Annotated in this window: 18 protein-coding genes; 16 read left to right on the top strand and 2 right to left on the bottom strand. The window is 56.9% G+C overall.

What is annotated here, in order from left to right:
• Positions 1 to 100 precede the first annotated feature (100 nt).
• From AAY24_RS17755 to AAY24_RS17745, 3 genes are all read left to right on the top strand, one after another.
• Positions 101 to 2,086 (top strand): sodium:solute symporter family protein, encoded by a 1,986-nt coding sequence (locus AAY24_RS17755; protein ID WP_046860799.1) that lies wholly within the window; start codon positions 101 to 103, stop codon positions 2,084 to 2,086.
• A 119-nt stretch (positions 2,087 to 2,205) separates the two neighbouring features.
• Positions 2,206 to 2,427 (top strand): hypothetical protein, encoded by a 222-nt coding sequence (locus AAY24_RS17750; RefSeq protein ID WP_046860798.1) that lies wholly within the window; start codon positions 2,206 to 2,208, stop codon positions 2,425 to 2,427.
• A 3-nt stretch (positions 2,428 to 2,430) separates the two neighbouring features.
• Positions 2,431 to 3,123, top strand: a complete 693-nt coding sequence (locus tag AAY24_RS17745; RefSeq protein WP_046860797.1) for a tetratricopeptide repeat protein — start codon at positions 2,431 to 2,433, stop codon at positions 3,121 to 3,123.
• Positions 3,124 to 3,140: 17 nt separating this feature from the next.
• On the opposite strand, the gene AAY24_RS19345 is transcribed toward AAY24_RS17745, so the two are convergent.
• Positions 3,141 to 3,305 (bottom strand): hypothetical protein, encoded by a 165-nt coding sequence (locus AAY24_RS19345; RefSeq protein WP_199930428.1) that lies wholly within the window; start codon positions 3,303 to 3,305, stop codon positions 3,141 to 3,143.
• Between the two features lie 145 nt (positions 3,306 to 3,450).
• On the opposite strand from AAY24_RS19345, the gene AAY24_RS17740 reads away from it, so the two are divergent.
• From AAY24_RS17740 to AAY24_RS17720, 5 genes are all read left to right on the top strand, one after another.
• A complete protein-coding gene (locus AAY24_RS17740; protein WP_046860796.1) occupies positions 3,451 to 5,331 on the top strand; it encodes a putative nucleotidyltransferase substrate binding domain-containing protein in 1,881 nt (626 codons plus the stop codon).
• A 272-nt stretch (positions 5,332 to 5,603) separates the two neighbouring features.
• On the top strand, positions 5,604 to 6,332 hold the full coding sequence (locus AAY24_RS17735) for a 3'-5' exonuclease (RefSeq protein WP_046860795.1): 729 nt from the start codon (positions 5,604 to 5,606) through the stop codon (positions 6,330 to 6,332).
• A gap of 123 nt (positions 6,333 to 6,455) precedes the next feature.
• A complete protein-coding gene (acs, locus tag AAY24_RS17730; RefSeq protein ID WP_046860794.1) occupies positions 6,456 to 8,396 on the top strand; it encodes an acetate--CoA ligase in 1,941 nt (646 codons plus the stop codon).
• 559 nt (positions 8,397 to 8,955) lie between these two features.
• Positions 8,956 to 11,301 (top strand): alpha/beta hydrolase, encoded by a 2,346-nt coding sequence (locus AAY24_RS17725; protein ID WP_046860793.1) that lies wholly within the window; start codon positions 8,956 to 8,958, stop codon positions 11,299 to 11,301.
• A 149-nt stretch (positions 11,302 to 11,450) separates the two neighbouring features.
• A complete protein-coding gene (locus AAY24_RS17720) occupies positions 11,451 to 12,269 on the top strand; it encodes a LabA-like NYN domain-containing protein (RefSeq protein WP_046860792.1) in 819 nt (272 codons plus the stop codon).
• Positions 12,270 to 12,275: 6 nt separating this feature from the next.
• Here AAY24_RS17720 and AAY24_RS17715 read toward each other — a convergent pair whose 3' ends face one another.
• Positions 12,276 to 12,848 carry an NUDIX hydrolase gene (locus AAY24_RS17715; RefSeq protein WP_046861457.1) on the bottom strand — a complete coding sequence of 191 codons (573 nt, stop codon included), beginning with the start codon at positions 12,846 to 12,848 and terminating at the stop codon, positions 12,276 to 12,278.
• Between the two features lie 168 nt (positions 12,849 to 13,016).
• Here AAY24_RS17715 and AAY24_RS17710 point away from each other — a divergent pair, with 168 nt between their 5' ends.
• From AAY24_RS17710 to AAY24_RS17675, 8 genes are all read left to right on the top strand, one after another.
• Positions 13,017 to 13,529 (top strand): SixA phosphatase family protein, encoded by a 513-nt coding sequence (locus AAY24_RS17710; RefSeq protein ID WP_046860791.1) that lies wholly within the window; start codon positions 13,017 to 13,019, stop codon positions 13,527 to 13,529.
• Positions 13,530 to 13,681: 152 nt separating this feature from the next.
• Entirely contained in the window at positions 13,682 to 15,202 is a 1,521-nt protein-coding gene (gene ppx, locus AAY24_RS17705) for an exopolyphosphatase (protein WP_046860790.1), read from the top strand.
• A gap of 176 nt (positions 15,203 to 15,378) precedes the next feature.
• Positions 15,379 to 15,921, top strand: coding sequence for a LemA family protein (locus tag AAY24_RS17700; RefSeq protein ID WP_046860789.1), 543 nt, complete (start codon positions 15,379 to 15,381; stop codon positions 15,919 to 15,921).
• Positions 15,921 to 17,840 carry a DUF2207 domain-containing protein gene (locus tag AAY24_RS17695; RefSeq protein WP_052761319.1) on the top strand — a complete coding sequence of 640 codons (1,920 nt, stop codon included), beginning with the start codon at positions 15,921 to 15,923 and terminating at the stop codon, positions 17,838 to 17,840. The genes AAY24_RS17700 and AAY24_RS17695 overlap by 1 nt, the downstream gene beginning before the upstream one ends.
• A gap of 81 nt (positions 17,841 to 17,921) precedes the next feature.
• On the top strand, positions 17,922 to 19,397 hold the full coding sequence (locus AAY24_RS17690; protein ID WP_046860788.1) for a helicase HerA-like domain-containing protein: 1,476 nt from the start codon (positions 17,922 to 17,924) through the stop codon (positions 19,395 to 19,397).
• A 385-nt stretch (positions 19,398 to 19,782) separates the two neighbouring features.
• Positions 19,783 to 20,727: a hypothetical protein gene (locus tag AAY24_RS17685; protein WP_046860787.1), complete on the top strand. Its 945-nt coding sequence runs from the start codon at positions 19,783 to 19,785 to the stop codon at positions 20,725 to 20,727.
• Between the two features lie 68 nt (positions 20,728 to 20,795).
• Positions 20,796 to 22,361 carry an ATP-dependent nuclease gene (locus AAY24_RS17680; RefSeq protein WP_046860786.1) on the top strand — a complete coding sequence of 522 codons (1,566 nt, stop codon included), beginning with the start codon at positions 20,796 to 20,798 and terminating at the stop codon, positions 22,359 to 22,361.
• On the top strand, positions 22,346 to 23,380 hold the full coding sequence (locus tag AAY24_RS17675) for a DEAD/DEAH box helicase family protein (protein WP_046860785.1): 1,035 nt from the start codon (positions 22,346 to 22,348) through the stop codon (positions 23,378 to 23,380). The genes AAY24_RS17680 and AAY24_RS17675 overlap by 16 nt, the downstream gene beginning before the upstream one ends.
• The last annotated feature ends 20 nt before the right edge of the window (positions 23,381 to 23,400 follow it).

The raw sequence follows: 23,400 nt of genomic DNA, 5'->3' as shown, positions 1-23,400 counted from the left end.
TGGCTTGAATCACGGACCAACTCGCCGCGCCAGCACGGATTCAATACGCAGCATTAATTGAACGCCACTTGATTTTTGATATAGAGGGGGGAATACGGCAATGGATGCAAAAGTTGTCTGGTTGTTTGTATTCGTTGCACTTTACTGGTCTTACTGCATCTTCTGGGGCATCAAGGGCGCACTGTCCGCCAGAACCGCCAGCGACTATTTCATCGCCGGCCGACAGATATCCCTGTGGGTTTTCATCCTCGCTGCCACCGCCACCTCCTTCTCGGGCTGGACCTTCATGGGACACCCCGGCCTGATCTACCGGGACGGTTTTCAATACGCCTACGCCTCCTTCTACGCCATCGCCATCCCCTTCACCGGTGTGCTGTTCCTGAAACGGCAATGGATGCTGGGCAAGCGGTTCGGCTTTATCACCCCAGGCGAGATGCTGGCCTACTATTTCCGCTCCGACCTGATTCGTATACTGGTAGTCCTGGTGGCGCTGATCTTCTCCATACCCTACCTGGGCATCCAGCTGCGCGCCTCCGGCTTCCTGTTCAACGTACTCACCGACAACATGCTGGGCACCACAGTCGGCATGTGGTTGCTCTCCATCGTGGTGATCATCTATGTCGCTTCCGGTGGTCTGCGGGCCGTGGCCCATGTGGACTCTGTCCAGGCGATCCTGCTGGGCGGCGGTATCGTGGTGATCGGTATTGTCACCCTGCACGATATCGGTGGTTTATCCCGTCTCAGTGATGGCATCGCCGCCCTGACCCAGATCGACCCGAACACCGGCAAGGCCCTGTTCGGCACCACCACCCCGGACGGCTACAGCTCCTATATCGCCATTCCGGGAGTGATCCAGTTCAGTGCCGGGCTGGGTACCGACAGCGCACCCACCGGCGGCATCTGGACCGGCGTCATGATCCTCACCTACCTGATGGGCCTGATGGGTGTCCAGTCGACACCGGCCTTCTCCATGTGGGCCTTCGGCAACCGAAGCCCGGAGCCGTTTGCGCCGCAACAGGTCTGGGCCTCCGCCATGGTGATCGGATTCATCCTGATGTTCTTCACCGCCATCCAGGGCATCGGCGCCCACTTCCTGGGTGCCGACACCGAATTCATGGCCCGCTACCCCGAACTGGTCAACAACGTCATGGCTACCGGGCTGGCCGGTATCGATCTGCTGCAGTCCGAGGGCCAGGGCGACATGCTGGTGCCGCAACTGGTCTACCTGCTGTCCGAGACAGCACCCTGGCTGGTGGGACTGCTGGCGGTTTGCGCACTGGCGGCCATGCAATCCACCGGTGCCGCCTACATGTCCACCGCCGGCGGTATGCTGACCCGGGACTTGCTGAAACGCTTCATCATCCCCAACGCCAGCCATGGCCAGCAGAAACTCTATGGCCGCCTCGGGGTGGTGCTGATCGTGATTGCGGCCCTGATGGTCGCCACCACCTCCAACGACGCCCTGGTGCTGATGGGTGGCCTGGCGGTGGCCTACGGATTCCAGATGTGGCCCTCCCTGATTGCGGTCTGCTGGTGGCCCTTCCTGACCCGGCAAGGAGTCGTTGTCGGCCTGATCGCGGGTCTGATCGCGGTGACCCTGACGGAAAATATCGGTGCCCAGTACATGCCCTGGGGCCGCTGGCCCCTGACCCTGCACTCGGCCTTCTGGGGCATCCTGTGTAACCTGAGCCTGGCGATTATCATCTCCGCCCTGACCCAGAACAGTGACGAGCGGGAGCATCGCATGGTGTTCCACAACTTCCTGCGGGACCACGCCTCCCTCTCCGTCGGCAAGCGCGGTCTGATCCCGGCAGCCTGGATCATCACACTGATCTGGTTCTTCTTTGGTGTCGGCCCCGGCGCGGTGATCGGGAACTGGATCTTCGGCGATCCGACCAACGCCGCCGACTGGACCTTCGGCATACCGTCGATCTGGGCCTGGCAACTGCTCTGGTGGGCACTGGGCGTGGGCATGATGTGGTTCCTCGCCTACCACATGGAACTCTCCACGGTGCCGCACAAGGAGGTGGTGGCCCTGCACGAGGATATTGGCGATATCCAGCTGGATCTGGACAAACCGGGTTGAGCACCCGGGTATGGGGTGCCGTGCGCTGGGACTAACGGAGTTGAGACAGAAAACTTTGCGTGGAAGGACGATGCCGAACAGAACCGGATAACCGGTCAACGGCCAGTGCTGAACAGACAATGAATCCAATCTTCTATCTGTGGGTGATACTGCTGGCCGTGATGCTGTTCTTTCCCGTCAGCAACATCATCTGGGTAACCAGTGTGCGGCGGCTGCAGCGCAAGCTGGAGAGGCCCCTGGCCGAAGACGAATTGCGCGGACAAAAGAGCCGGGCGCGGTTTATCAGCCTGCCGCTGGTAGCGCTCTTTTCCTGGCTGTTCAATCTGTCGATGGCGGGATAGAGGATGGATGAGAAGGGCTACCGGCTACTGCGTAACAGCGCGATCGTGCTCACCATCGCCTGGGTCGGCTGGACCCTGTACGCCAGCGGCCCCAAACCGTCGGCTGCTGAGCAGGAGTTGGCTGCCGCAACCCGATACCTGGAGGATGGCCAGTTGCGTCAGGCACTGGATATCTTTAGCAGCGTGTACCGGGAACAGCCGGACAACACCGGTGCCCTGCGGGGACAGGCCCAGGCGCTGATGCGGATGGGCATTCGCCAGTCCGCCGAGGCCGGCAGACTGGACCCGGCCGGGCAGGCGGAACAGATCGCCGCGCTGCAACAGCAGGCAAGCGAGCGACTGCGTCAATCCCTGGCCCTGTATGACCAGGCCATTGAGCAGGAGGCAGCCCGTGGAGTGGACGAAAAAAACCGGCGCGCCCAGGGGGTTGCACTGGCTAACCGGGGGATTGTAAGGGATCAGCTGGGGGACTATGCCGGCGCCCTGGCCGACTACCGGGAGGCGCTGCGGCTGGAGCCGAAGCTGGCGGAAGGGCCGGGACTGCTGACCCGTTTTCTGCGCAACCAGGCGGAGCGGCCACCGAGTATCGCCGATCGTGCCCGCTATATCGCCGAGCAGCTGGCGAAACCGGCATCCGAGCGGCTGTTGCGTCTGCCGGAACGGGACATGGAACAGCGCGCCTATCGGCTCGACTGACCAGGAGAAACTGGCATCTAGATCAGCTGGAGAATATCGACAAACAGGACCCGGACAAAAAACAGCAGCGCGATGGCGCCGAATAACAGATGGCCGATATCGTTCCCCCCATCCTCATTGCGATGGGTCAGGGCGTGCCAGGCGATCAGGCCAGTAACCAGCAGGAATATCCAGTCAATCAACGGAGGACCTTGTTAAATAGGAGCGGTCAGTTTCACGGGCAGAGAAAATAACAGTTTTTTGTCGCTCACAACAGCGACACAGGCACAGGGGAACGGTTGAATCCGCCACCCTTTTCACAGGTAGCACGCACCAAGACGGTAGTTAATGAAACAGGAGCAAGCATCCCTCAGCATCGAGCAGCGACTCGCCGCCACCCGTACCTTCCGGGACGTGCCGCTGGCGACCCTGCAGGCCCTGGTGGCCAGTGCCGGCCGGCGTACCCTGCCCGGTGGAGCCACCCTGTTTGAACCGGGCGAGACGTACCGGAAAGAGGTCTATATTCTGCTGGAAGGCGACGTGGTGATGCACCGCCCCACCGGTCGCCAGGATACGGTGATGCCCGGTGATCTGATCGGCCTGGCCAACTACCTGGACAAAAACGACTACACCACCAAGACCATCGCCACCAGTCAGTCGGAGTTTCTGGCCATCCCGGAGGAGCGTTTCAAGGCCCTGGAACAGGCCCAGCCGGAGCTGTTCAATGTCCTCAACCGGGTGATCGCCGCCAAACTGCGGGAACGCAGCCCGGACCGCTCCATCTCCACCGGTGTACTGGCCCAGCCGGTCACCCGGGTGATGCACACGCCGGTGGCCAGCTGCAGTCCCGAAACCACCTTGAACGAAGCTTTCAACACCATGCAGGCACGCAAGATCGGCAGCCTGGTGGTAACAGACGACCAGGGTCGGCTGCGCGGCGTGCTCACGTTTGCCGGGTTGGCGGAAGCGCTGCTGCTGCACGGCGCCAGACCGGATCACCGGATCGCCCAGGTGGCAGCGGAGACACCCCGGACCATTGATCCGGACACCGCCCTGTGGGAGGCGGAGGAGATCATGAAACGGCACGGCGCCAAATACCTGATCGTACTGGAGGAGCAGCACCCCCTGGGCATCGTCTCCCAGACCGACATTCTGCGGGTCCTGATCTCCCGCCCGAGCACCCTCACCAACCGCTTCCGTGCCGCCGACAGCATCCGGGAACTGGCCGGACTCACTGCCCAGTTGAGCGAGGCTGCACACGACATTCAGGAGACCAATCACCGGCCCAGCAGTGCCGTCAGGCTGCTCAGTGAGTACCACCTGATCGCCCAGCGCCGGGCAGTGGAGCTGACCCTGCGCTGGATGGAGAAGCGGGGAATGGGCCAGCCACCGGTCGGTTTCAGTGTGCTGATCATGGGGTCCGGCGGCCGCCTGGAGATGCTGCTCAATCCGGACCAGGACAACGGCATCATTATCGAGGACAGCGACATCAGTGAAAGCAAACCGGTACGGGAGTGGTTCGACAGTTTCTGCAACCGGCTCAACATGAACCTGGACCGGATCGGTTATCCACTCTGCCCCGGCGCCATCATGGCGCGTAACTCGCTCTATAACAAAACCCTCTCCAAGTGGAAGCAGCAGATTAGCCACATCGTCAACCAGCCCACCGAGAAGGCGGCGCGCTGGTCCAACGTGGTATTCGATTTTGACACCCTGTATGGCGACGACGCCCTGACCACCGAGCTGCGTCGACACGCTCTGGCGGAACTGAAGGAGAAGCCGCGTCTGCTGAAAATGATGGCCGATCACGATGCTGAGGGAAAACCCGCTATCGGTTTCTTTAATCAATTGGTTACCATGAAGGATAACCAGGGCGAATATATCGACATCAAGCGCAACGGCCTGCGGCTGATTGCCGACGCCGCACGCATCTTCGCCCTGCAGAACGGAATCGCGGCACAGAACACCACCGACCGCCTCAATGCACTGCAGCGGGTAGGGAAGCTGTCCGGCGATTTCAAGGACTCGGTGCAGGAGGCGTTCGAAGAGTTGCTGGACCTGTTGCTGACCCATCAGATAGAACAGGCCAGATCGGGCAGGGAGTTAAACAAACTGATCAACCCGGAACGGCTCTCGCCCCAGTCCCGCAGCACCCTGCGTATGGCGATGCGGGCGGTGAAACGATTCCAGGAACAACTGAAAGATGATTACGCCACGGATATATTTTAAAAACAGGGCGTAGAAAACAGCCATGATCTATCCGGTGGAATCCGGCTGGTTCACTCATTGGCAGATACAGACAAGCACATGGATAACAGCGCCGCCACTGCGGCAGGAGGAGCAGCACCCTGGTTGATGGCAACATCCGTCGACCCTACTTAAAACCAATAATTAAGCATTTTTCTTTGGTGTCCAAAAATCCCCGACGTGGCTGCAAGCGGTCCGGCATGGAACTGTCACGAGGCAATTGCACCGAAGTGATCGGAGGATGCCAAAGCGATATGGCAAGTGAACAACTTGGTGATCTACTCGGAAGAATACACGCAGGATTCCGGCGCACGCTGGGCAAGGGCGCCCTGCTGTCCGATCCCGCGATGCTGACACTGCATCAACGATTACTGTCGGTGGATCCGAAAAAACTGCAAAACCAGCCACTGCGGGAAACCCGGTTTGTGGTGGTGGATACCGAGACCACCGGGTTGCAGGCTTACGCGGGTGATGAGATCTGCTCCATCGCCCTGATCGAGATGCGGGGCCTGGAACGTACCGGACGGGAGTTCAACAGCCTGATATTTCCAGGCCGGTCCATTCCGGCCGCCTCCAGTCGGATACATCACCTGACGGATGCGGACGTGCAGAATGCCCCGGTTATTGAAGAGGTGATGGAGGAGATTATTGATTTCATTGGCGAGAGTGTGCTGGTCGGTCACCATATCGGCTTCGACATGCGCTTTTTAAACAAGCTGCTTCGACAAGAGCTGCTTTGCCATTTGAAACATCCATGGTTAGATACCATGCTACTCTACCTGGTTCACACCGGCCGGGTTGGTCACTATACGTTGGAGGAGGTAGCCGACCACGCCCGGGTAGAGGTACAGGGAAGACATACAGCGCGGGGGGACGCCATTACGACGGCAGAGGTCTTCAAGCGCATCGCACCTGTGTTATCGGAGTACGATAAACCGGTGCACAAGCTGATTCATCAGCAATATGAATTAGGGCATTTTTAATATTCTGCCCAAACACGGATGATCCATGGAGCATCCCAGGTTGCGCGACAATGCAACTAAACTAAGATGAGAGAGAGATGGCCGTTCAGTTGGCCTTTAATTAAAAGCATAAGGAGACAAACCATGTCCGAAGAGAAAATCTATCCGGTTAGTGCTGAGACAGCCGCACAAGCCCACATTGATGCGGCCAAGTACCAGGAGATGTATCAGCGCTCAGTGGAAGACCCGGATGGTTTCTGGGGCGATGCCGCCGAGGAGTTCCTGACCTGGTCAAAAAAATGGGACAAGGTGAGTGAGTGGGATTTCAATAATGCCAACATCAAATGGTTCCAGGGTGCCAAACTGAACGTCTCCTACAACTGCCTGGACCGACACCTGGAAACCCGTGGCGATCAGACCGCCCTGATCTGGGAGAGCGACAACCCTGACGAGGACAAGAAAGTCACCTACCGCGAACTGCATACCGAGGTTTGCAAATTCGCCAACGTATTGAAAGAGCGCGGCGTCAAGAAAGGGGACCGGGTCTGCATCTACATGCCCATGATCCTGGAGGCGGCGGTAGCCATGCTGGCCTGCACCCGTATCGGTGCGGTGCACTCCATCGTGTTTGGTGGCTTCTCACCGGACGCCCTCTCCAGTCGAATCCTCGACTCCGACTGCCAGACCCTGATCACCTCTGACGAGTCGGTGCGTGGCGGCAAGAATGTCCCGCTCAAAGCCAATGCCGACGTCGCTTTGAAGGATTGCCCCAACGTGCGCACCTGCATCGTGGTCAAACGCACCGGTGGCAAAGTCGACTGGACCGAGGGCCGGGATATCTACTACCACGACGCCATGGCCAACGTCTCGGCCGAATGCGAACCGGAAGAGATGGATGCGGAAGATCCGCTGTTCATCCTCTACACCTCCGGCTCCACCGGTACGCCAAAGGGTGTGCTGCACACCACCGGTGGCTACCTGCTGTACGCGGCCATGACCCACAAATACACCTTCGATTACAAGGAAGGGGAAATCTACTGGTGTACCGCCGATGTGGGCTGGGTCACCGGCCACACCTATATCGTCTATGGTCCGCTGGCCAATGGCGCCATCAGCCTGATGTTTGAAGGCATCCCCACCTACCCGGATGCCGGTCGCTTCTGGGCGGTGTGTGAAAAACACAAGGTGAATACCTTCTACACCGCCCCCACCGCTATCCGTGCCCTGATGCGGGTCGGTGAAGAGCCGGTCAAGAAGCATGATCTCTCCTCCCTGCGTCTGCTGGGTTCGGTGGGTGAGCCGATCAATCCCGAGGCCTGGGAATGGTACTACCGCGTAGTGGGCGAAGAGCGTTGCCCGATTGTCGATACCTGGTGGCAGACCGAGACCGGCGGACACATGATCACCCCGCTGCCCGGCGCCACCGACCTGAAACCGGGTTCCGCCTCCAAGCCGTTCTTTGGCGTGGTACCGGCCATTGTGGACGCCTCCACCGGCGAGGAGCTGGAGGGTGAGTGTGAAGGCGCCCTGATCATGACCCGCCCCTGGCCCGGCATGATGCGCAGCGTCTACGGCGATCATCAGCGCTTCAAGGACACCTACTTCTCCCAGTATCCCGGCAACTACTTCACCGGTGACGGTGCCCGCCGCGACAAGGACGGTTACTACTGGATCACCGGCCGTATCGACGACGTGCTGAATGTCTCCGGTCACCGCCTGGGTACCGCCGAAATCGAGTCGGCCCTGGTGCTGCATGACAAGGTTGCCGAGGCCGCAGTAGTGGGTTATCCCCACGATCTGACCGGCCAGGGCATCTACGCCTATGTCACCCCGATGGCCGGCGTGGAACCCACCGATGAGCTGAAGGCGGAGCTGGTAAAACTGGTACGGGATGAGATCGGCCCCATCGCCAAGATCAACCTGATCCAGTGGGCGCCTGCCCTGCCCAAGACCCGGTCCGGCAAGATCATGCGTCGCATCCTGCGCAAGGTGGCCTGTAACGAGCTGGATACCCTGGGTGATACCTCGACCCTGGCTGATCCCGGTGTGGTCGATGACCTGATCGAGAACCGCGCCAACAAGTAATAGCGGTCTAACCGGCAAACAAGGCGACCCCGGCAACGGGGCCGCCTTTTTTTATACCGGGAAGCACAGGGCTGTATAGGAGCGGCGTTGTGATAAAAGCAGCCTCCGTTCCACCCCGCCCCCCTTGCAATTCTCCCCCGCGACAGGGCTTGTATAACGTGCTGCACTCAAACAAATGCGCGCCGTTAGCTACAGCCGGCCGCGATCCTCGGTAGCGCGAAAATCGCTCATTCCGCAGGCTCTGAACTCCGAATGACCTGTTTATGATGAACAAACCGATTGGCAGGCTGACCGGGAAAGGCTTTTGGGTACTTTTGGCCACAAAACCCCGTCGCCAAGACCGTCAGGCGGGGCGGAGTCAAAACGCACCGTGCCGCCGTTCGACCCATCCGGGCGCCCTATCCTGTCCGTCCCGGACTCCGGGCAGACCCAGTCGTCCCAAGACCAATAGCGTCACGATAGCAGACAGCCCCCCTGTCAGCGCCTATACTTTTGCTACAAAATTACAGGATATGCCGGCGTTCAATCGCCAGAGCATCGGTGTGAGGAGAAGACAAATTTGACTGATCGGCAAGACCAAGAGGAAGTAAAGCTCAACATCTCCACCTACCAGTGGTCCGTACGTCTCTTTTCCACTCTCAAACGGCTGTTAAGCGTCAACATCAAGATGCACCATGATCACGGTCAGGTCGCCCGGGGTGAGATCTTTCTGTTCAATCACTTCGCCCGCTTTGAAACCTTTATTCCCCAATACCTGATCTACCAGGAAACCGGCGCCTACTGCCGGGCCATCGCCGCCAGCGAGTTCTTTGCCCGGGACGACGCCCTGGCCAACTATCTGCGCAACGTGGGAGCGGTTCCCAACAACCATCCGCGCCTGATCCCCTTACTGGCGGAAGAGATACTGCGTGGACGCAAGGTGATTATTTTTCCGGAAGGGGGCATGGTCAAGGACCGCCGCTCCCAGGACAATCAGGGGGGCTACAGCATCTATTCACGCACCTCCCTGGAGCGCAGAAAACACCACACCGGCGCCGCCGTATTATCCCTGGCGGTGGATATCCTCAAGCAGTCGGTGCTGCTGGCGTTCGAGAAGGGCGACCAGGCGCGCATCCGCCACTGGATGGAGAAACTGGAGTTCGCCACCCCGGAAGCGTTGCAGGAGGCGGCGGAGCGCCCCTCAACCATCGTCCCGGCCAATATCACCTTCTATCCCATGCGGGTCAGCGACAACCTGCTGCACAGCGGCTTCGAGCTGATCAACCGCGGTCTCAGCCGCCGCCTCTCGGAAGAGCTGCTGATCGAAGGCAATATCCTGCTGAAAAACACCGATATGGATATCCACCTGGGGGATATTCTCTACAGCCGGGAGTACTGGAGCTGGTGGGTACGCCCGATCATCCGGCAACTGGCCGGGGAGATGGATTCACTGGACGAGCTGTTAAAACGGCAGGCCGATGAACAGTCTCTGAAACAGCGCCTGCTCAATCGGCGGCTGCGCCACAATGCCCTGCGCCTGCGTAATGACTACATGGAGGCGATCTATAACGAGGTCACCATCAACCTCAGTCACCTGGCCTCCCTGATCATCTACGCTCTGCTGGAACAGGGCCAACAGGCGGTCGAGGTCGACCGCTTCCATCGCATGCTCTACCTGGCCGTAAAATGGGCCCAGAAGCTGCCCCGGATCAACCTGCAACGGAGTCTGCAGAACCCGGATAGTTATGGCGAGCTGCTGCTGGGCCAGTGTGCCGGTCTCGACCAGTTCTTTCACACCGCCGCCCAGCTGGAGCTGATCGAACAGGAGGGGGGCCATTACCTGTTCATGCCCAAGCTCTGTGAAGAGCATGAATTTGACCAGATCCGACTGGAGAACATGGTCGAGGTTTACGCCAATGAGGCGCGCCCGGTATCCGGCATCAACGCCATGATCTACCGGGTCATCGACCATGCTGCCGCCACCACACCGCTGGAGATTGCGGAATACCTGTTCGATGATGAACGGATCGCCTACCGGTGGGACAAGGCCAGCTTCTCCAAACCCCGACACCAGGAGCTGAACAGCCGCGAGACCGCCACCCACAGCGGAGAGCCGTTCCTGATCCTGCCCCAGCAGCGCAACCGGTTGGGCATTGTCCTGGTGCACGGTTTCCTGGCCTCACCCGCCGAGGTGCAGTCGTTTGGCGAACAGCTGGGGCAGTTGGGGTTTGCCGTCATCGGACCGCGCCTCAAGGGCCATGGCACGTCGCCCTGGGATCTGCGGGAGCGGAGCTGGACGGACTGGCTGGCGTCGGTACAGCGGGCCTACCGGATTATGCAGGGCTATTGTGATGATGTCTGTCTGATCGGTTTCTCCACCGGTGCGGCCCTGTCACTGCTGCTGGCGGCGGAGCAGCCGGACGGACTGGCCGGAATCGTGGCCATCTCCACCCCAATCAAGTTCCGGAACAAGAACATGATTTTCGTGCCCCTGGTGCACCACGCCAATAAACTGGTCAGCTGGCTGCGCGCCTATGAGGGGATCATGCCGTTTCGGCCCACCGACACGGAACACCCCGACATCAACTACAGCACCATGCCGGTGCACGCCCTGTTTGAGCTGCGTCTGATGGTGGGGGAGCTGGTGAAGCGGCTGCCGGATATCCACTGCCCGGCGTTGATTCTCCAGGGCGACGAGGATCCGGTGGTGGTGCCCGACAGCGCCAACCGGGTATACAAAAAGATCAGCAGCAAGTGGAAGGAACTCAAGTTTGTCAGCTCCAGCCGGCACGGCATTCTGAATGAGGATATCGACCACACCCGGGGGCAGATTATTGAGTACCTGCAGATGCTGGAGGCGGATCTGGCCAGCGACCCGGCCAAACCGGCGACCCTACCGGTGATCGAGCCACCACTGACGATTTGATGTAACATGGCACGCAGTGACAGCAGAGCCACCGATGCGACACCCTGCCGATGATCTCTCCGGCAGTCTGCGCCCTATCCGGCCAAGCGAATGGTGCGGACCCACAGGCCTGCGAAATCGTACTCTAGTCAAAACCATGGATCTCAAAGATGCTTAAAGTCGGTGTTTTTGTCGATGCGGAAAACATCAAGTTCAACGGCGGCTACCAACTCCGTTACGACATCCTGCGCCGTTTCGCGGCCCGCGCCAACGGTACCCTGTTACGGCTCAACACCTATCTCGCCTTCGACCAGGAGCGCGCCCGGGATGACCCGGAATACGCCAAAAAATCCTATATCTACCAGCAGATGGTGCGGGACTACGGCTGGAAGATCATAGTCAAGAACGTCAAACGCTACACCGATGAAGAGGGCAACATCACCACCAAGGCCAATGCCGACCTGGATCTGGCCGTGGATGCCATGCTGCAGGCGGAGAACCTGGATCTGATCCTGCTGGTGACCGGTGACGGTGACTTCCTGCAGGTGGTGACGGCGCTGCAGAACCGGGGTTGTCGGGTGGAGCTGCTGGGTTTCCAGAACGTCTCCAAGCAGTTGCAGCGCCAGGTGGACGCCTTCTATCGCGGCTATCTGATACCGGATCTGCTGCCCTTTCCCCACGAGCCCCGCAACGAATGGGGCAAAACCGGCTCCTGTGTCCGGGGCGTCTGCACCAAGTGGTTCCCCGACAAGGGCTACGGTTTTCTGCGTTTTATCCGGGATGTGTCACCCAATCTCTGGATCACCGATCCACGGGACCCGGAATCCCCCTACGAGAGCGTCTTCTGTCACATCAATGAACTGGCCGAGGAGCTGACCCCGGAAATGATGATGAACCGGGAGACAGTGGTGGAGTTCCACCTCAAGGAGAGCGATGTGGACGACGGCCTGATCGCCACCAACGTGCGACTGGTCTATGCGCCGACCTGAGCCGGGCTATTCATGCAGTGTCGTGCGGTAGCGACGCTGCTCCCCCGGCAGTCGCTCGATGACACCGGAATGGAGACGAAACTCGCCGCTGCGCTGATCCTGGAAGTAGCACTTGAGGGTCTCCACAATCACCTGGAAGGCCAGTTCGTCCCAGGGAATCTCCGCCTCCTCGAACAGCCGCACCTCCAGACTCTCTTCACCCGGTGAGAAGTCCAGATCCAGCAGGGGACCACGAAACAGCATATAGACCTGGCTGATGCTGGGCAGGCTGAACAAGCTGTAGAGCGGCCCCACCGCCACCCGGGCATTGGCCTCCTCCAGGGTCTCCCGCAGCGCCCCCTCCTGGGTCGACTCGCCGTTCTCCAGGAAGCCGGCGGGCAGGGTCCAGTAGCCCTTGCGGGGCTCAATGGCACGTCGACAGAGCAGTATCTTGCCCTCCCACTCGGGAATGCAGCCGGTCACCACGTTGGGATTCTGGTAATGGATGGTTCCACAGCTGTCACAGACATGGCGCTCCCGGTTGTCTCCCTCGGGTACCTTGATTTCGACGCTGTTGCCGCACTGACTGCAATAGTTCATGCTGTTATCCACTATCACCAAAGTTTCATGATCCCATAGTATAAAGCTATCCTGACAATAGAGTGACAATCCGGCACTGACAAACAGGTGCCACAGGGGTCACAACCGGTGTAATCTTGAACCTTGATTGATATTCCCGGGGGAACCGGACAGATCGACTGAACAGCTATGAAAATTATCTTCATCAGACACGCTATCGCCGAAGATCGGACCACCTTTGCCAAGAGCGGAAAGAGTGACGCCCTCCGTCCACTCTCCGAAAAGGGTATCAAACGCATGGAACAGTCACGCCAGGGGCTGCAACGGGTGGAGCCGGTCGCCGACTATATCATCAGCAGTGAGCTGATGCGTGCCATCCAGACCGCCGACCTGATCAGTGAAGTCTATCCGGAGGCCGAGCGCAAAGCCATCAGCCAACTGAATCCGGGCTCGAATCCGGCCAAGCTCAACAAACGGCTGGCGGAGCTGCCGCCGGATAGCACCATTCTGTTGATCGGTCACGAGCCGGACCTGTCCGAACTGATCTCCTGGTACACCAACGGCTCCCACTTCAACTTCCTGCAACTGAAACGGGGTGCCGCCTGCCTGCTGGAATTCAAGGGCAGCCCGGAACCGGCATCGGCGGAAATGATCTGGCTTCTGCCCCCCAGACAACTGCGCAGCCTGGGACAGAAAAAATGATTCGGCGCTACCGCCGGGAAATCAGCCCGAACCGGGGCAGAGGGCGAACCGAAGCTCCGGGAAGGTCAACCAGAAACAGACAAAACCGCAGTTTCAATCCCCCCGACCCGGTGGTAGCATGCCGGTCCCAGTTACCATAAAGCTCCTGCCCCATGCTCCGTTTTATCGCCAACATCGCCAACCAGTCGGATACCGTTGCGGCGGTGGACCTCGGCTCCAACAGCTTCCACATGATCGTAGCCAAGGTGGACAACGGCAATTTCCAGGTCGTTGACCGGCTGCGCGAGATGGTGCGCCTGGGGGCCGGCCTGCAGGAGAACAAGGAGCTGACCCCCGAAACCGAGGCCCGTGCCCTGGACTGCCTGGAGCGATTCGGCCAGCGCCTGAAATCCCTACCGCCCGGCAGCGTGCGGGCGGTAGGCACCAGCGCCCTGCGCCAGGTACGCAACTCCGCCCGCTTTCTGGCCGAGGCCGAAGCGGTACTGGGCCATCCCATCGAGATCATCGCCGGCCGCGAAGAGGCCCGCCTGGTCTACCTGGGTGTGGCCCACGGCCTGGCCGCCGGCAACGAACGCCGACTGGTGATCGACATCGGTGGCGGCAGTACCGAATTGATCGTGGGGGATGGTTTCCAGCCCCGCCGCACCGAGAGTATCCACATGGGTTGTGTCAACATGACCCGCTGGCACTTCGGCGACGGCAAAATCAGCGCCGAGGCCATGCGCTCCGCCGAACTGAACGGTGCTCTGGAGATGCTGCCGGTCAAGTACGAATACCGCAGCGCCGGCTGGGAGGTGGCAGTGGGCGCCTCGGGCACTATCCGGGCCATCAACAAGGTGATCCGGGCCGCCGGCTGGGCCGGTGAAAAAGAGGGCATCACCAACCAGGCGCTGAAGAAGCTGCGCAATGTGCTGATCGATACCGGCCACGTGGATCGCATCCAGCTGGAGGGGCTGAGCAGTGAACGCAAACCGGTATTTGCCGGTGGTGTGGCGGTGCTGCGGGCCGTGTTCAAGGCCCTGCGTATCGAGCAGTTGCGGGTCTCGGACAAGGCGTTGCGGGAGGGGCTGATCTACGAGATGCTGGGACGCACCCAGTACGAGGATGTCCGGGAGAGCACCGTGCGCGCCCTGTGCCGCCGCTATGACGTGGATATGGAACACGCCCGCCGGGTCGAGGCCACCGCCCGGGCCCTGTTTGACCAGGCGATGGACGCCTGGAACCTGCGCGAAGGGGAATACCTGGAGATGCTCGGCTGGGCCACCCGTCTCCATGAGATCGGCCTGACCGTCTCCCACAGCCAGTACCACAAACATGGTGCCTACCTGATCGCCAACTCCGATATGCAGGGCTTCTCCCGCCAGGAGCAGCGGGTGCTGTCGGCCCTGATCCGGGGCCACCGGCGCAAATTCCCCTTCGATGTGTTCAACGACCTGCCCCAGGATATCTCCCTGGCCACCCTGCGGCTCTGTATCCTGCTGCGCCTCTCCGTACTGCTGCACCGGGCCCGCTCCGCCGCTACCCAGGTGAAAGTGGCGCTGGAGGTGGCCGACAACGACCTGAAGCTGACCTTTCCGCCCCAGTGGCTCGATACCCACACCCTGCCCCGGGCGGAACTGGAACGGGAGGCACAACAGCTGGCCGGACGGGGCTTCGAACTGCAGTTCAGCTGAATCCTGCCACTTCCCCCCTCGCCCCGTGGACAGACCCAGCGCCCAGCGCCTGCACCCTGTCCCGCGCAAACAAGAAAAATTTGAAATCCCGCCATGGAGCAAGCACACTGAGTTCCGGTGTCGATCTGTCACCGGTTGCACCAACCAGAACAAGATAAAAAAGGACTCCTGGCGCGATGGAGATACTGCTGTTGCTGCTGTTGCCCCTCATTGCCTGGGCAATCATCATCTATAACAAGCTGATCCGGGATAAAAACCGGGTTCTGGCGGCCTGGAGCGATATCGACGTCCAGCTGAAGCGCCGTCACGACCTGATTCCCAAACTGGTCACGGCGGTACAGAGCTACAGTCACTACGAACAGTCCACCCTGGATCACATCACCCACCTGCGCAGCGCCGCCGCAGCCACCGCCACGCCGGCCGAACGGGAACGGCTGGAGAGCGGACTCAGTGAACAGCTGCGCTCCCTGCTGCTGATCGCCGAGGCCTATCCCGATCTCAAGGCCGGCGAGCAGTACCTGGACCTGCTGCGGCAGCTCAGCGATGTGGAGAATCACATCCAGTATGCGCGCCGCTATTACAACGGTGCCGTGCGCAACCTGAACGTGCGCATCGACTCCTTTCCCGACCTGCTAATTGCCCGAGCTTTCCACTTCCGCCCGGCTGCTTTCTTCGAACTGGAGAGCAGCGTGGAAGCCGATCCACCGGAGATACATTAGTGCCAAAGACCATACTGCAACTCGGCCTGCTGCTGTTGCTGGCCCTGTCCAATCCAGGGTTTGCCCGGGAACGCATCCTTGACTACTTCAGTGACATCCAGGTGGCAGGCGATGGCAGCCTGCTGGTGGAAGAGCAGATCGAAGTGGAAGCCGAGGGGAACAAGATCAAACGGGGCATCTTCCGCGACTTCCCCACCGAGTACAAAGACCGGTTGGGCAACCGTTACCGGGTCGATTTCGAGCTGCTGGAGGTGCGCCGGGACGGCCATAGCGAGCCCTACCACACCGAGGACCAGAGCAACGGCATCCGTATCTATGTCGGCAACAAGAACGTCATCCTGCAACCCGGCGTCTACCGCTATACCCTGCGCTACCGCACCAATCGCCAGCTGGGGTTCTTCGCCGATCACGATGAACTCTACTGGAACGTCACTGGTAACGGCTGGGACTTCCCCATCGAACGGGCCGGCGCCCGGGTCACCCTGCCGCCGGGCGTACCGACCGATGCTATCCGGGTGGAGGGTTATACCGGCGCCCAGGGCGGCCAGGACCAACAGTACAACGCCCGGGTGGACGGAAACGGCACCGCCCTGTTCGAGACCACAGCGCCCCTGCCGCCCCGTCACGGGCTCACCCTGGTGACCAGTTGGCCCAAGGGCCATGTGACCGAACCGGACGCACAACAGCACCTGAACTGGTTTCTGTCCGACAACCAGGGCGTTCTGATCGCGGGCGGCGGCATTCTGTTGCTGCTGGGTTACTTCACGGTGGTCTGGTACCGGGTCGGGCGCGATCCGGAGTTGGGGGTGATTATTCCCCTCTATACGCCGCCCAAGGGCTACTCGCCCGCCTCCATGCGCTTCGTCCGGCGGATGGGTTACGACCACCAGACCTTCGCCGCCGCCGTGGTCAACATGGCGGTGAAAGGTTACCTGAAAATCAAGGAGGACAAGGCGGGTAAATTCACCCTGGAGAAGACCGGCAAAAGCCCGACACTGGCCCCCGGGGAAGGGGCTATCGCCAGTGCCCTGTTCGGCACCAGCGACCACAAGATCAAACTGCACCACACCAACCACAAGAAAATCGCCAAGGCGCTGGAGGCCCATAAAAACTCCCTCCAGCGGGACTACGAAAAACGCTATTTCGTTACTAACAGCAGCTTCATCATCCCCGGTGTGCTGATCACCCTGGCGCTGCTCGGGATCGGATTATGGGGCGCTGGTTCAGAAGAGAAGTGGATGTTGGGCGCCTTTATTATAGTGTGGCTCTCCATCTGGAGCATGGGGGTGTTCACATTATCGGTCCATCTCTACCGGGCCTGGCGTGATGCACGCAGTAGCAGTATCGGCAGCTACACCACGGTAGTCAGCAGCGCCCTGTTTGCCCTGCCCTTCTTTGCCGGTGAAGTGGCCGGCATCATCATACTCACCGAAGCGATTTCGCTCCCCTTCACCCTGACGCTGCTGCTCGCCATCGCCATCAATGTGATGTTCTACGAATGGCTCAAGGCGCCGACCCTGGCGGGCCAGAGACTGCTGCAGCAGGTGGAGGGCTTCCGGCAGTATCTCAGCGTCGCTGAACAGGATGAGCTCAATTTCAAGCACCCGCCGGACAAGACACCGGAGCTGTTCGAGGCCTATCTCCCCTACGCTCTGGCGCTGGGCGTGGAACAGCAGTGGGCGGAGCGCTTCAGCCAGGTGCTGGCCGGGGCTGGCCAGGACGGACACAGCTACCATCCAGGCTGGTACAGCGGTAAAAGCTGGAACAGCCACAATCTGACCGGCTTTACCAGCACCATGGGCAGCGCCATGGGCTCCGCCATCTCATCCTCCTCCAGCCCACCGGGTTCCTCGTCCGGCAGCGGCGGCGGTGGCTCCTCCGGTGGCGGTGGAGGCGGCGGCGGAGGCGGCGGCTGGTAGTCCCGGGACAGGGGCGTTATTTGACACCCGCGCCATAGCGACCATCATGGCAATATGAACGACGACAAGGAAACAGCATAAATGGAACAGACAATCTATCTGGGGTGCAGCGATAAAGATGTGGGACTGCTGCCAAAGATGGCCAATCGCCACGGCCTGATCGCCGGCGCCACCGGCACCGGCAAGACCGTTACCCTGCAGGGGCTGGCGGAATCCTTCAGCCGCCTCGGGGTACCGGTATTCTTGGCCGATGTGAAGGGTGACCTGTCCGGTCTCAGTCAGCCCGGCAAACCCCATCCCAAGGTGCAGGAGCGGCTCGACCGCATGCCCCTGGATGATTTCACTTTTAAAGGCTTCCCGGTCACCTTCTGGGATATCTATGGCAAGCAGGGTCACCCGGTACGCACCACCATCTCGGAGATGGGGCCGTTGCTGCTGGCGCGCCTGCTTAACCTGAACGACACCCAGCAGGGCGTGCTGGCGCTGGTGTTCCGGGTCGCCGACGAGAACGGCTGGTTGCTGCTGGATATCAAGGATCTGCGCGCCATGCTGCAGTTTGTCGCTGAGAACGCTAAGGAGTTCCGCACCCTCTACGGCAACGTCTCCGCCGCCAGCGTCGGCGCCATCCAGCGCCGCCTGATCAGCCTGGAGGATCAGGGCGGTACCAAGTTGTTCGGAGAACCGGCCCTCAATCTCCCGGACCTGCTACAGACCGACCAGGATGGCCGGGGAGTGATCAACATCCTGGCCGCTGACCAGCTGATGAACGCGCCCCAACTCTACAGCACCTTCCTGTTCTGGCTGCTCTCGGAACTGTTCGAACAGATGCCCGAAGTGGGCGACCAGGAGAAACCGAAACTGGTACTGTTCTTCGACGAAGCTCACCTGATGTTCGACGACGCCCCGGAGGCGCTGCTGGACAAGATCGAACAGGTGGTCCGGCTGATCCGATCCAAGGGGGTCGGGGTCTATTTCGTCACCCAGAATCCACTGGACATCCCTGACAGCGTACTGGGTCAGCTCGGCAACCGCATCCAGCACGCCCTGCGCGCCTACACTGCCAAGGATCAGAAGGCGTTGCGTGCCGCCGCCCAGACCTTCCGGGACAACCCGGCACTGGATACCGAACAGGTGATCAGCGAACTGGGCCTGGGCGAAGCACTGGTCTCCACGCTGGATGAGAAGGGCCGCCCCACCGTGGTGGAACGGACCCTGATCCGCCCCCCGGAGAGCCAGATCGGCCCCATCACCAAAACGCTGCGGAAAAGCATTATCAACAACTCCCTGGTTGCCGGCGTCTATGAAAAGGCGGTGGACCGGGAATCCGCCCACGAAATCCTCACCCAGCGCGCCGCCAAGCTGGCCGAAGAACAGCAGACCGCCGAAGTGGAACAGACCCGGCAAAAAGAGGTCGCCAAAGCCAAAAAGAGCAGCAGCGGTCGCGGCCGACAGAGCGTGATGGAATCCTTTTTCAAAAGCGCCGCCCGGGCCGTCGGCAGCAACATCGGCCGGCAGATCATAAGGGGCATACTGGGCTCGATTATGGGTAAGCGGTAAGAAGCGGATAGTGGTGGAGTTACCACCGCGACGCCCTGGCGGCGGGTGACGCTGGCCCCGTTGCACGGGGGAAGATGTAGGCAATCAACAGACCCGACGGGTCTGACGGGCAGGCAGTGGTCACGGGCTGGAAAATGAGGCATTATGAAGAAAAATCGTTAGAAAGACGGGCGGCTAGCCTTCAGGAAGCGGGGCCGGAATGCACAACACCGAAGACCTTCCTGCGCTGTCACCCCAAATAGCAAACCGCCGGGCAGCCGGTAAAAAACAATTTCTTATTAATAGAGTTGGGCAACCCTATCGAGGGCGGCTCAGTTCAACAGGCATTTATGCCACATGAAAGTCACGCGGCATAAATGCTTAAAGGTTAGAGCAAGGAGCTAGAATGACATCTGTTGTATGTTTTAAGGACGTAAAGCAGGCTGCTCTTTACTTTGACAAAATACTCCCAGTTTCATTTCGCAGTATGCAGGGAACCGGAACAGATATAGTGTTTGAGTTTCCTGAGAAGATCCCTTCAAGGGCAATGGTAGATATTGTCTTTGATGACAGTGCAATCAACTATTCAGAGAAACAGAGATACAACGCTATTGGTCAAGTGATTGACCAGTGGGATGTATTTCGCAAGAAAACTTCAGATTATTGGAGTCCATCATCTGAGAGTTCGAAAGATGAAAACTACGATGATCTTTCTACCGCGTACCTCGAAAATCGCTATCACCAAACGCTGGGGCCGATTAGGACACATTTCCAAGAATATGCGCGATCGTTAGGGTTGAAATCTAGTGACATTCTTCTTCCTACAGAAGTGGGCAACAATGAAACCGGTCCATTTGAAGCTATTCTTAGCTTGACAAATTTGGAGCTAATTGATGTTGGACAAGCCTCTTGGGAACAAATTGTCGAACTACGAAATGACATCGATTCCAGGAAAAAGCTGCAAAGACTTAGAGTTTTTCTCTCCAGCAATTACTCGAACAAGTCTGCCAGTTACATTGAGGACGATATATCAAAGGGTTTAGAGGATTATAACATCGCCAGAAAGAAACACGGATTTGACACTATCGTTTCGTCACTATCCATAATCCTTGATTCAAAAAATATACAGTCTGTAGCAGCAGCAGGTATTGGCGCAGCATTTTTTGGCGGACCTATGGTCGGAATATCAAGTGTTGCAGCTCTAGAGTTAGGGAAGTTTGCAATTGAATTCTCTAAACGTAGAAAATCCATGATCGACTGGCAAGCGGCTCATGACCTAGCGTACTTGGTAGATATAATATCAAAGTTTGGAGAGTGCTCTAACGCCGCAATCCAGCGGACAAGCCGCTGATTGCGGCGTTATACGGACAACCGAAAAATGTGCGTGTATTGCCTTGATGACTGATGAGGAAGTGAGAAATGCAATATATTAAAAAGCTCAAGCTTTTCAACTTTAAAAGATTTAGACAATTTGAGGTTGAGTTTAGCTCTGAGACTAATACGATAATTGGTGATAATGAGTCAGGAAAAAGCTCGATTCTTCAAGCGATAGAGCTAGTGGCGAGTGGCAGTCGAAATAAGGTTGAGACTATTGGTATTGAGTCAATCCTAAATAAAGATGCTATCGCTGAATTTTTTACTACCGACAAGTCTTTTGAGAAGCTTCCAGAAATACACGTAGAAATTTATTTAAATAATGATGGCAATCCAGATCTCGTGGGAAAACACAATTCAGATAATGCTAGCTTAAGCGGATTGCACATGATTTGCCATCCGAGTGAAGATCTCGCTGCCGAGATAAATCAGGTCCTTGCTGAAGGAAACGAAAATTTTCCGTTTGAATATTATGTGGTCAAGTTTGTGACATTCAATGGAGAGGCCTATTCTGGATATCGCCGTTTCCTAAAGTGTTTAACTATTGATAGCTCACAAATCAATAGCGAATATGCAAACAGGGAATATACAAAGTCTGTGTATGATTCAACTGTTGATCATGCAACTCGAGTTAGGCTAAAAAACGAATACCGCCATCATAAGGCTCAGTTTAAAGAAAACAATTTGAAAGATGTTAACGATAGGCTAGGGGACTATGACTTTTCAGTTCGCTCAGGGTCAAAGTATAATTTAGAGACTGATATAACTCTTATTCAAGATCAAATTCCGATAGATGAAAGAGGAAAGGGGCAGCAATGCTTCATAAAAACCGAGTTCGCGTTAAGTAGAAATGCAGACAAGAAATCTATAGACACCCTGTTGTTAGAAGAACCTGAAAATCATTTAAGTCATTCGAACATGAAGAGGCTGATCTCAAAAATATCGGGCTCTCACAAAAATCAAATCATTATTGCTACACACAATAGCCTAATCAGCACACGCTTAGATTTGCGTTATTCGATACTACTCAATAGCTCTAGTGATAGCCCTCTGATGCTTAAAAACCTTTCAGAATCAACAGCCAAGTTTTTTATGAAGGCGCCTGACAATAATATTCTAGAGTTTGTTCTTTCAGTCAAGGTTATCCTGGTAGAAGGCGATGCCGAATACATGCTGTTGGATGCACTTTATTCACGAGAAACGGGTAGAAGTCTCGATGAAGACTCTGTTCATGTAATTTCTGTTGGCGGGACTAGTTTTAAACGGTACATGGAGTTAGCAAAAACTTTGGGGATAAGAGTCGCAGTGATTCGGGATAATGACGAAGATTATCAATCCAATTGTGTAGACAATTATGTGGATCATGTTGCTGACCATATCAAGGTATTTTCAGATACAGATAATACCCGATACACATTTGAAGTCTGCATGTATCAAGACAATAAATCTATTTGTGATAAATTGTTTTCAGGAGGAAACATAAAAAAGAAACCTATTGAGTTCATGCTAGACAATAAGGCTGAGGCTGCATTTAGACTTGTAGAACATTATGAAGAAAATTTAGATATACCAAGCTATATTAAGCAGGCCATTGCATGGATAAACGAGTAGTCTTTGCTGTCGCTGGTTCAGGTAAAACATCAAGCATAATTGATAGAGTAGAAGAAGACAGTCGATGTCTCATTGTGACGTATACAGACAATAATACTAAGCACCTTAGAAACAGAATAATTCAAAAGTTAGGAAAAATTCCGGCAGGAGTTCGAATATATTCTTATTTTACATTTTTGTACTCATTTTGCTATAGACCTTTATACGGCTACGAAGTGAAAACAAAAGGGATCAACTTTAACTATCCATTACCAATAAATTCTCAGCGAAGCGCTAAAAATACTAGGATACACTACTTTGACAAAAACGATCGACTTTTTGCAAGCCGTATAGCAAAATTGTTAATCGAATTTGACGTTGTTCCTGAAGTGATAGAACGAATAGAGACATTTTTTGATCTCGTATGCATCGACGAAGTTCAGGATTTTGCAGCTAACGATTTTAACTTTATATGCGCCCTAGCTAATGTCAATGTCGAGATGCTTCTTGTAGGGGATTTCTATCAACACACATTCGATACCAGCAGAGACGGAAATACTCAAAAAAATCTACACAGCTGCTTCGGTAAATATTGTAAAAAGATATCTAATGCCGGATTTGCTATTGACTTGGAATCACTGTCTCACAGTTATCGTTGTAGCCCAAGCGTATGTTCTTTTGTGGAAAACGAGTTGGCAATTGAAATTCAGTCTCATCGTAAAGATCAAGTAGAAGTTCGCCTCGTTGACAACAGTCAGGAGGTTGAAGATATCTATTTTAATGATTCCATAGTTAAGCTGTTTTATCAGAAAAGCAATTCCTACTATGGATACAATGAAAATTGGGGGAATACTAAAGGTCTTGATCACTTTCAGGACGTATGCGTGGTACTTAACCCGACGACTTTTAAAGCCTTTGAGTCTGGTCAGCTAGCTCAGTTGCCTCCAACTACTAGAAATAAACTTTATGTAGCCTGTACCAGAGCTAAAGGTAACTTGTACTTTGTAAGCGAAAAAATATTAAAGAAGTACAGGATATAATTTGTTGATCGCTATATTTT

The organism is Sedimenticola thiotaurini (assembly GCF_001007875.1).
GTDB classification, from domain to species: Bacteria; Pseudomonadota; Gammaproteobacteria; order Chromatiales; family Chromatiaceae; genus Sedimenticola; species Sedimenticola thiotaurini.
This window is presented reverse-complemented; position numbering and strand designations above follow the sequence as displayed.

Excerpts from the sequence above, each read along its gene's own strand:
- AAY24_RS17685 (WP_046860787.1), top strand. The coding sequence starts at position 19,783 with ATGACATCTGTTGTATGTTTTAAGGACGTAAAGCAGGCTGCTCTTTAC.
- AAY24_RS17680 (WP_046860786.1), top strand. The coding sequence starts at position 20,796 with ATGCAATATATTAAAAAGCTCAAGCTTTTCAACTTTAAAAGATTTAGA.
- AAY24_RS17715 (WP_046861457.1), bottom strand. The coding sequence starts at position 12,848 with ATGAACTATTGCAGTCAGTGCGGCAACAGCGTCGAAATCAAGGTACCC.
- AAY24_RS17750 (WP_046860798.1), top strand. The coding sequence starts at position 2,206 with ATGAATCCAATCTTCTATCTGTGGGTGATACTGCTGGCCGTGATGCTG.
- AAY24_RS17700 (WP_046860789.1), top strand. The coding sequence starts at position 15,379 with ATGGAGATACTGCTGTTGCTGCTGTTGCCCCTCATTGCCTGGGCAATC.
- acs (WP_046860794.1), top strand. The coding sequence starts at position 6,456 with ATGTCCGAAGAGAAAATCTATCCGGTTAGTGCTGAGACAGCCGCACAA.
- ppx (WP_046860790.1), top strand. The coding sequence starts at position 13,682 with ATGCTCCGTTTTATCGCCAACATCGCCAACCAGTCGGATACCGTTGCG.
- AAY24_RS17690 (WP_046860788.1), top strand. The coding sequence starts at position 17,922 with ATGGAACAGACAATCTATCTGGGGTGCAGCGATAAAGATGTGGGACTG.
- AAY24_RS17735 (WP_046860795.1), top strand. The coding sequence starts at position 5,604 with ATGGCAAGTGAACAACTTGGTGATCTACTCGGAAGAATACACGCAGGA.
- AAY24_RS17710 (WP_046860791.1), top strand. The coding sequence starts at position 13,017 with ATGAAAATTATCTTCATCAGACACGCTATCGCCGAAGATCGGACCACC.
- AAY24_RS17740 (WP_046860796.1), top strand. The coding sequence starts at position 3,451 with ATGAAACAGGAGCAAGCATCCCTCAGCATCGAGCAGCGACTCGCCGCC.
- AAY24_RS17755 (WP_046860799.1), top strand. The coding sequence starts at position 101 with ATGGATGCAAAAGTTGTCTGGTTGTTTGTATTCGTTGCACTTTACTGG.
- AAY24_RS17720 (WP_046860792.1), top strand. The coding sequence starts at position 11,451 with ATGCTTAAAGTCGGTGTTTTTGTCGATGCGGAAAACATCAAGTTCAAC.
- AAY24_RS17745 (WP_046860797.1), top strand. The coding sequence starts at position 2,431 with ATGGATGAGAAGGGCTACCGGCTACTGCGTAACAGCGCGATCGTGCTC.
- AAY24_RS17675 (WP_046860785.1), top strand. The coding sequence starts at position 22,346 with ATGGATAAACGAGTAGTCTTTGCTGTCGCTGGTTCAGGTAAAACATCA.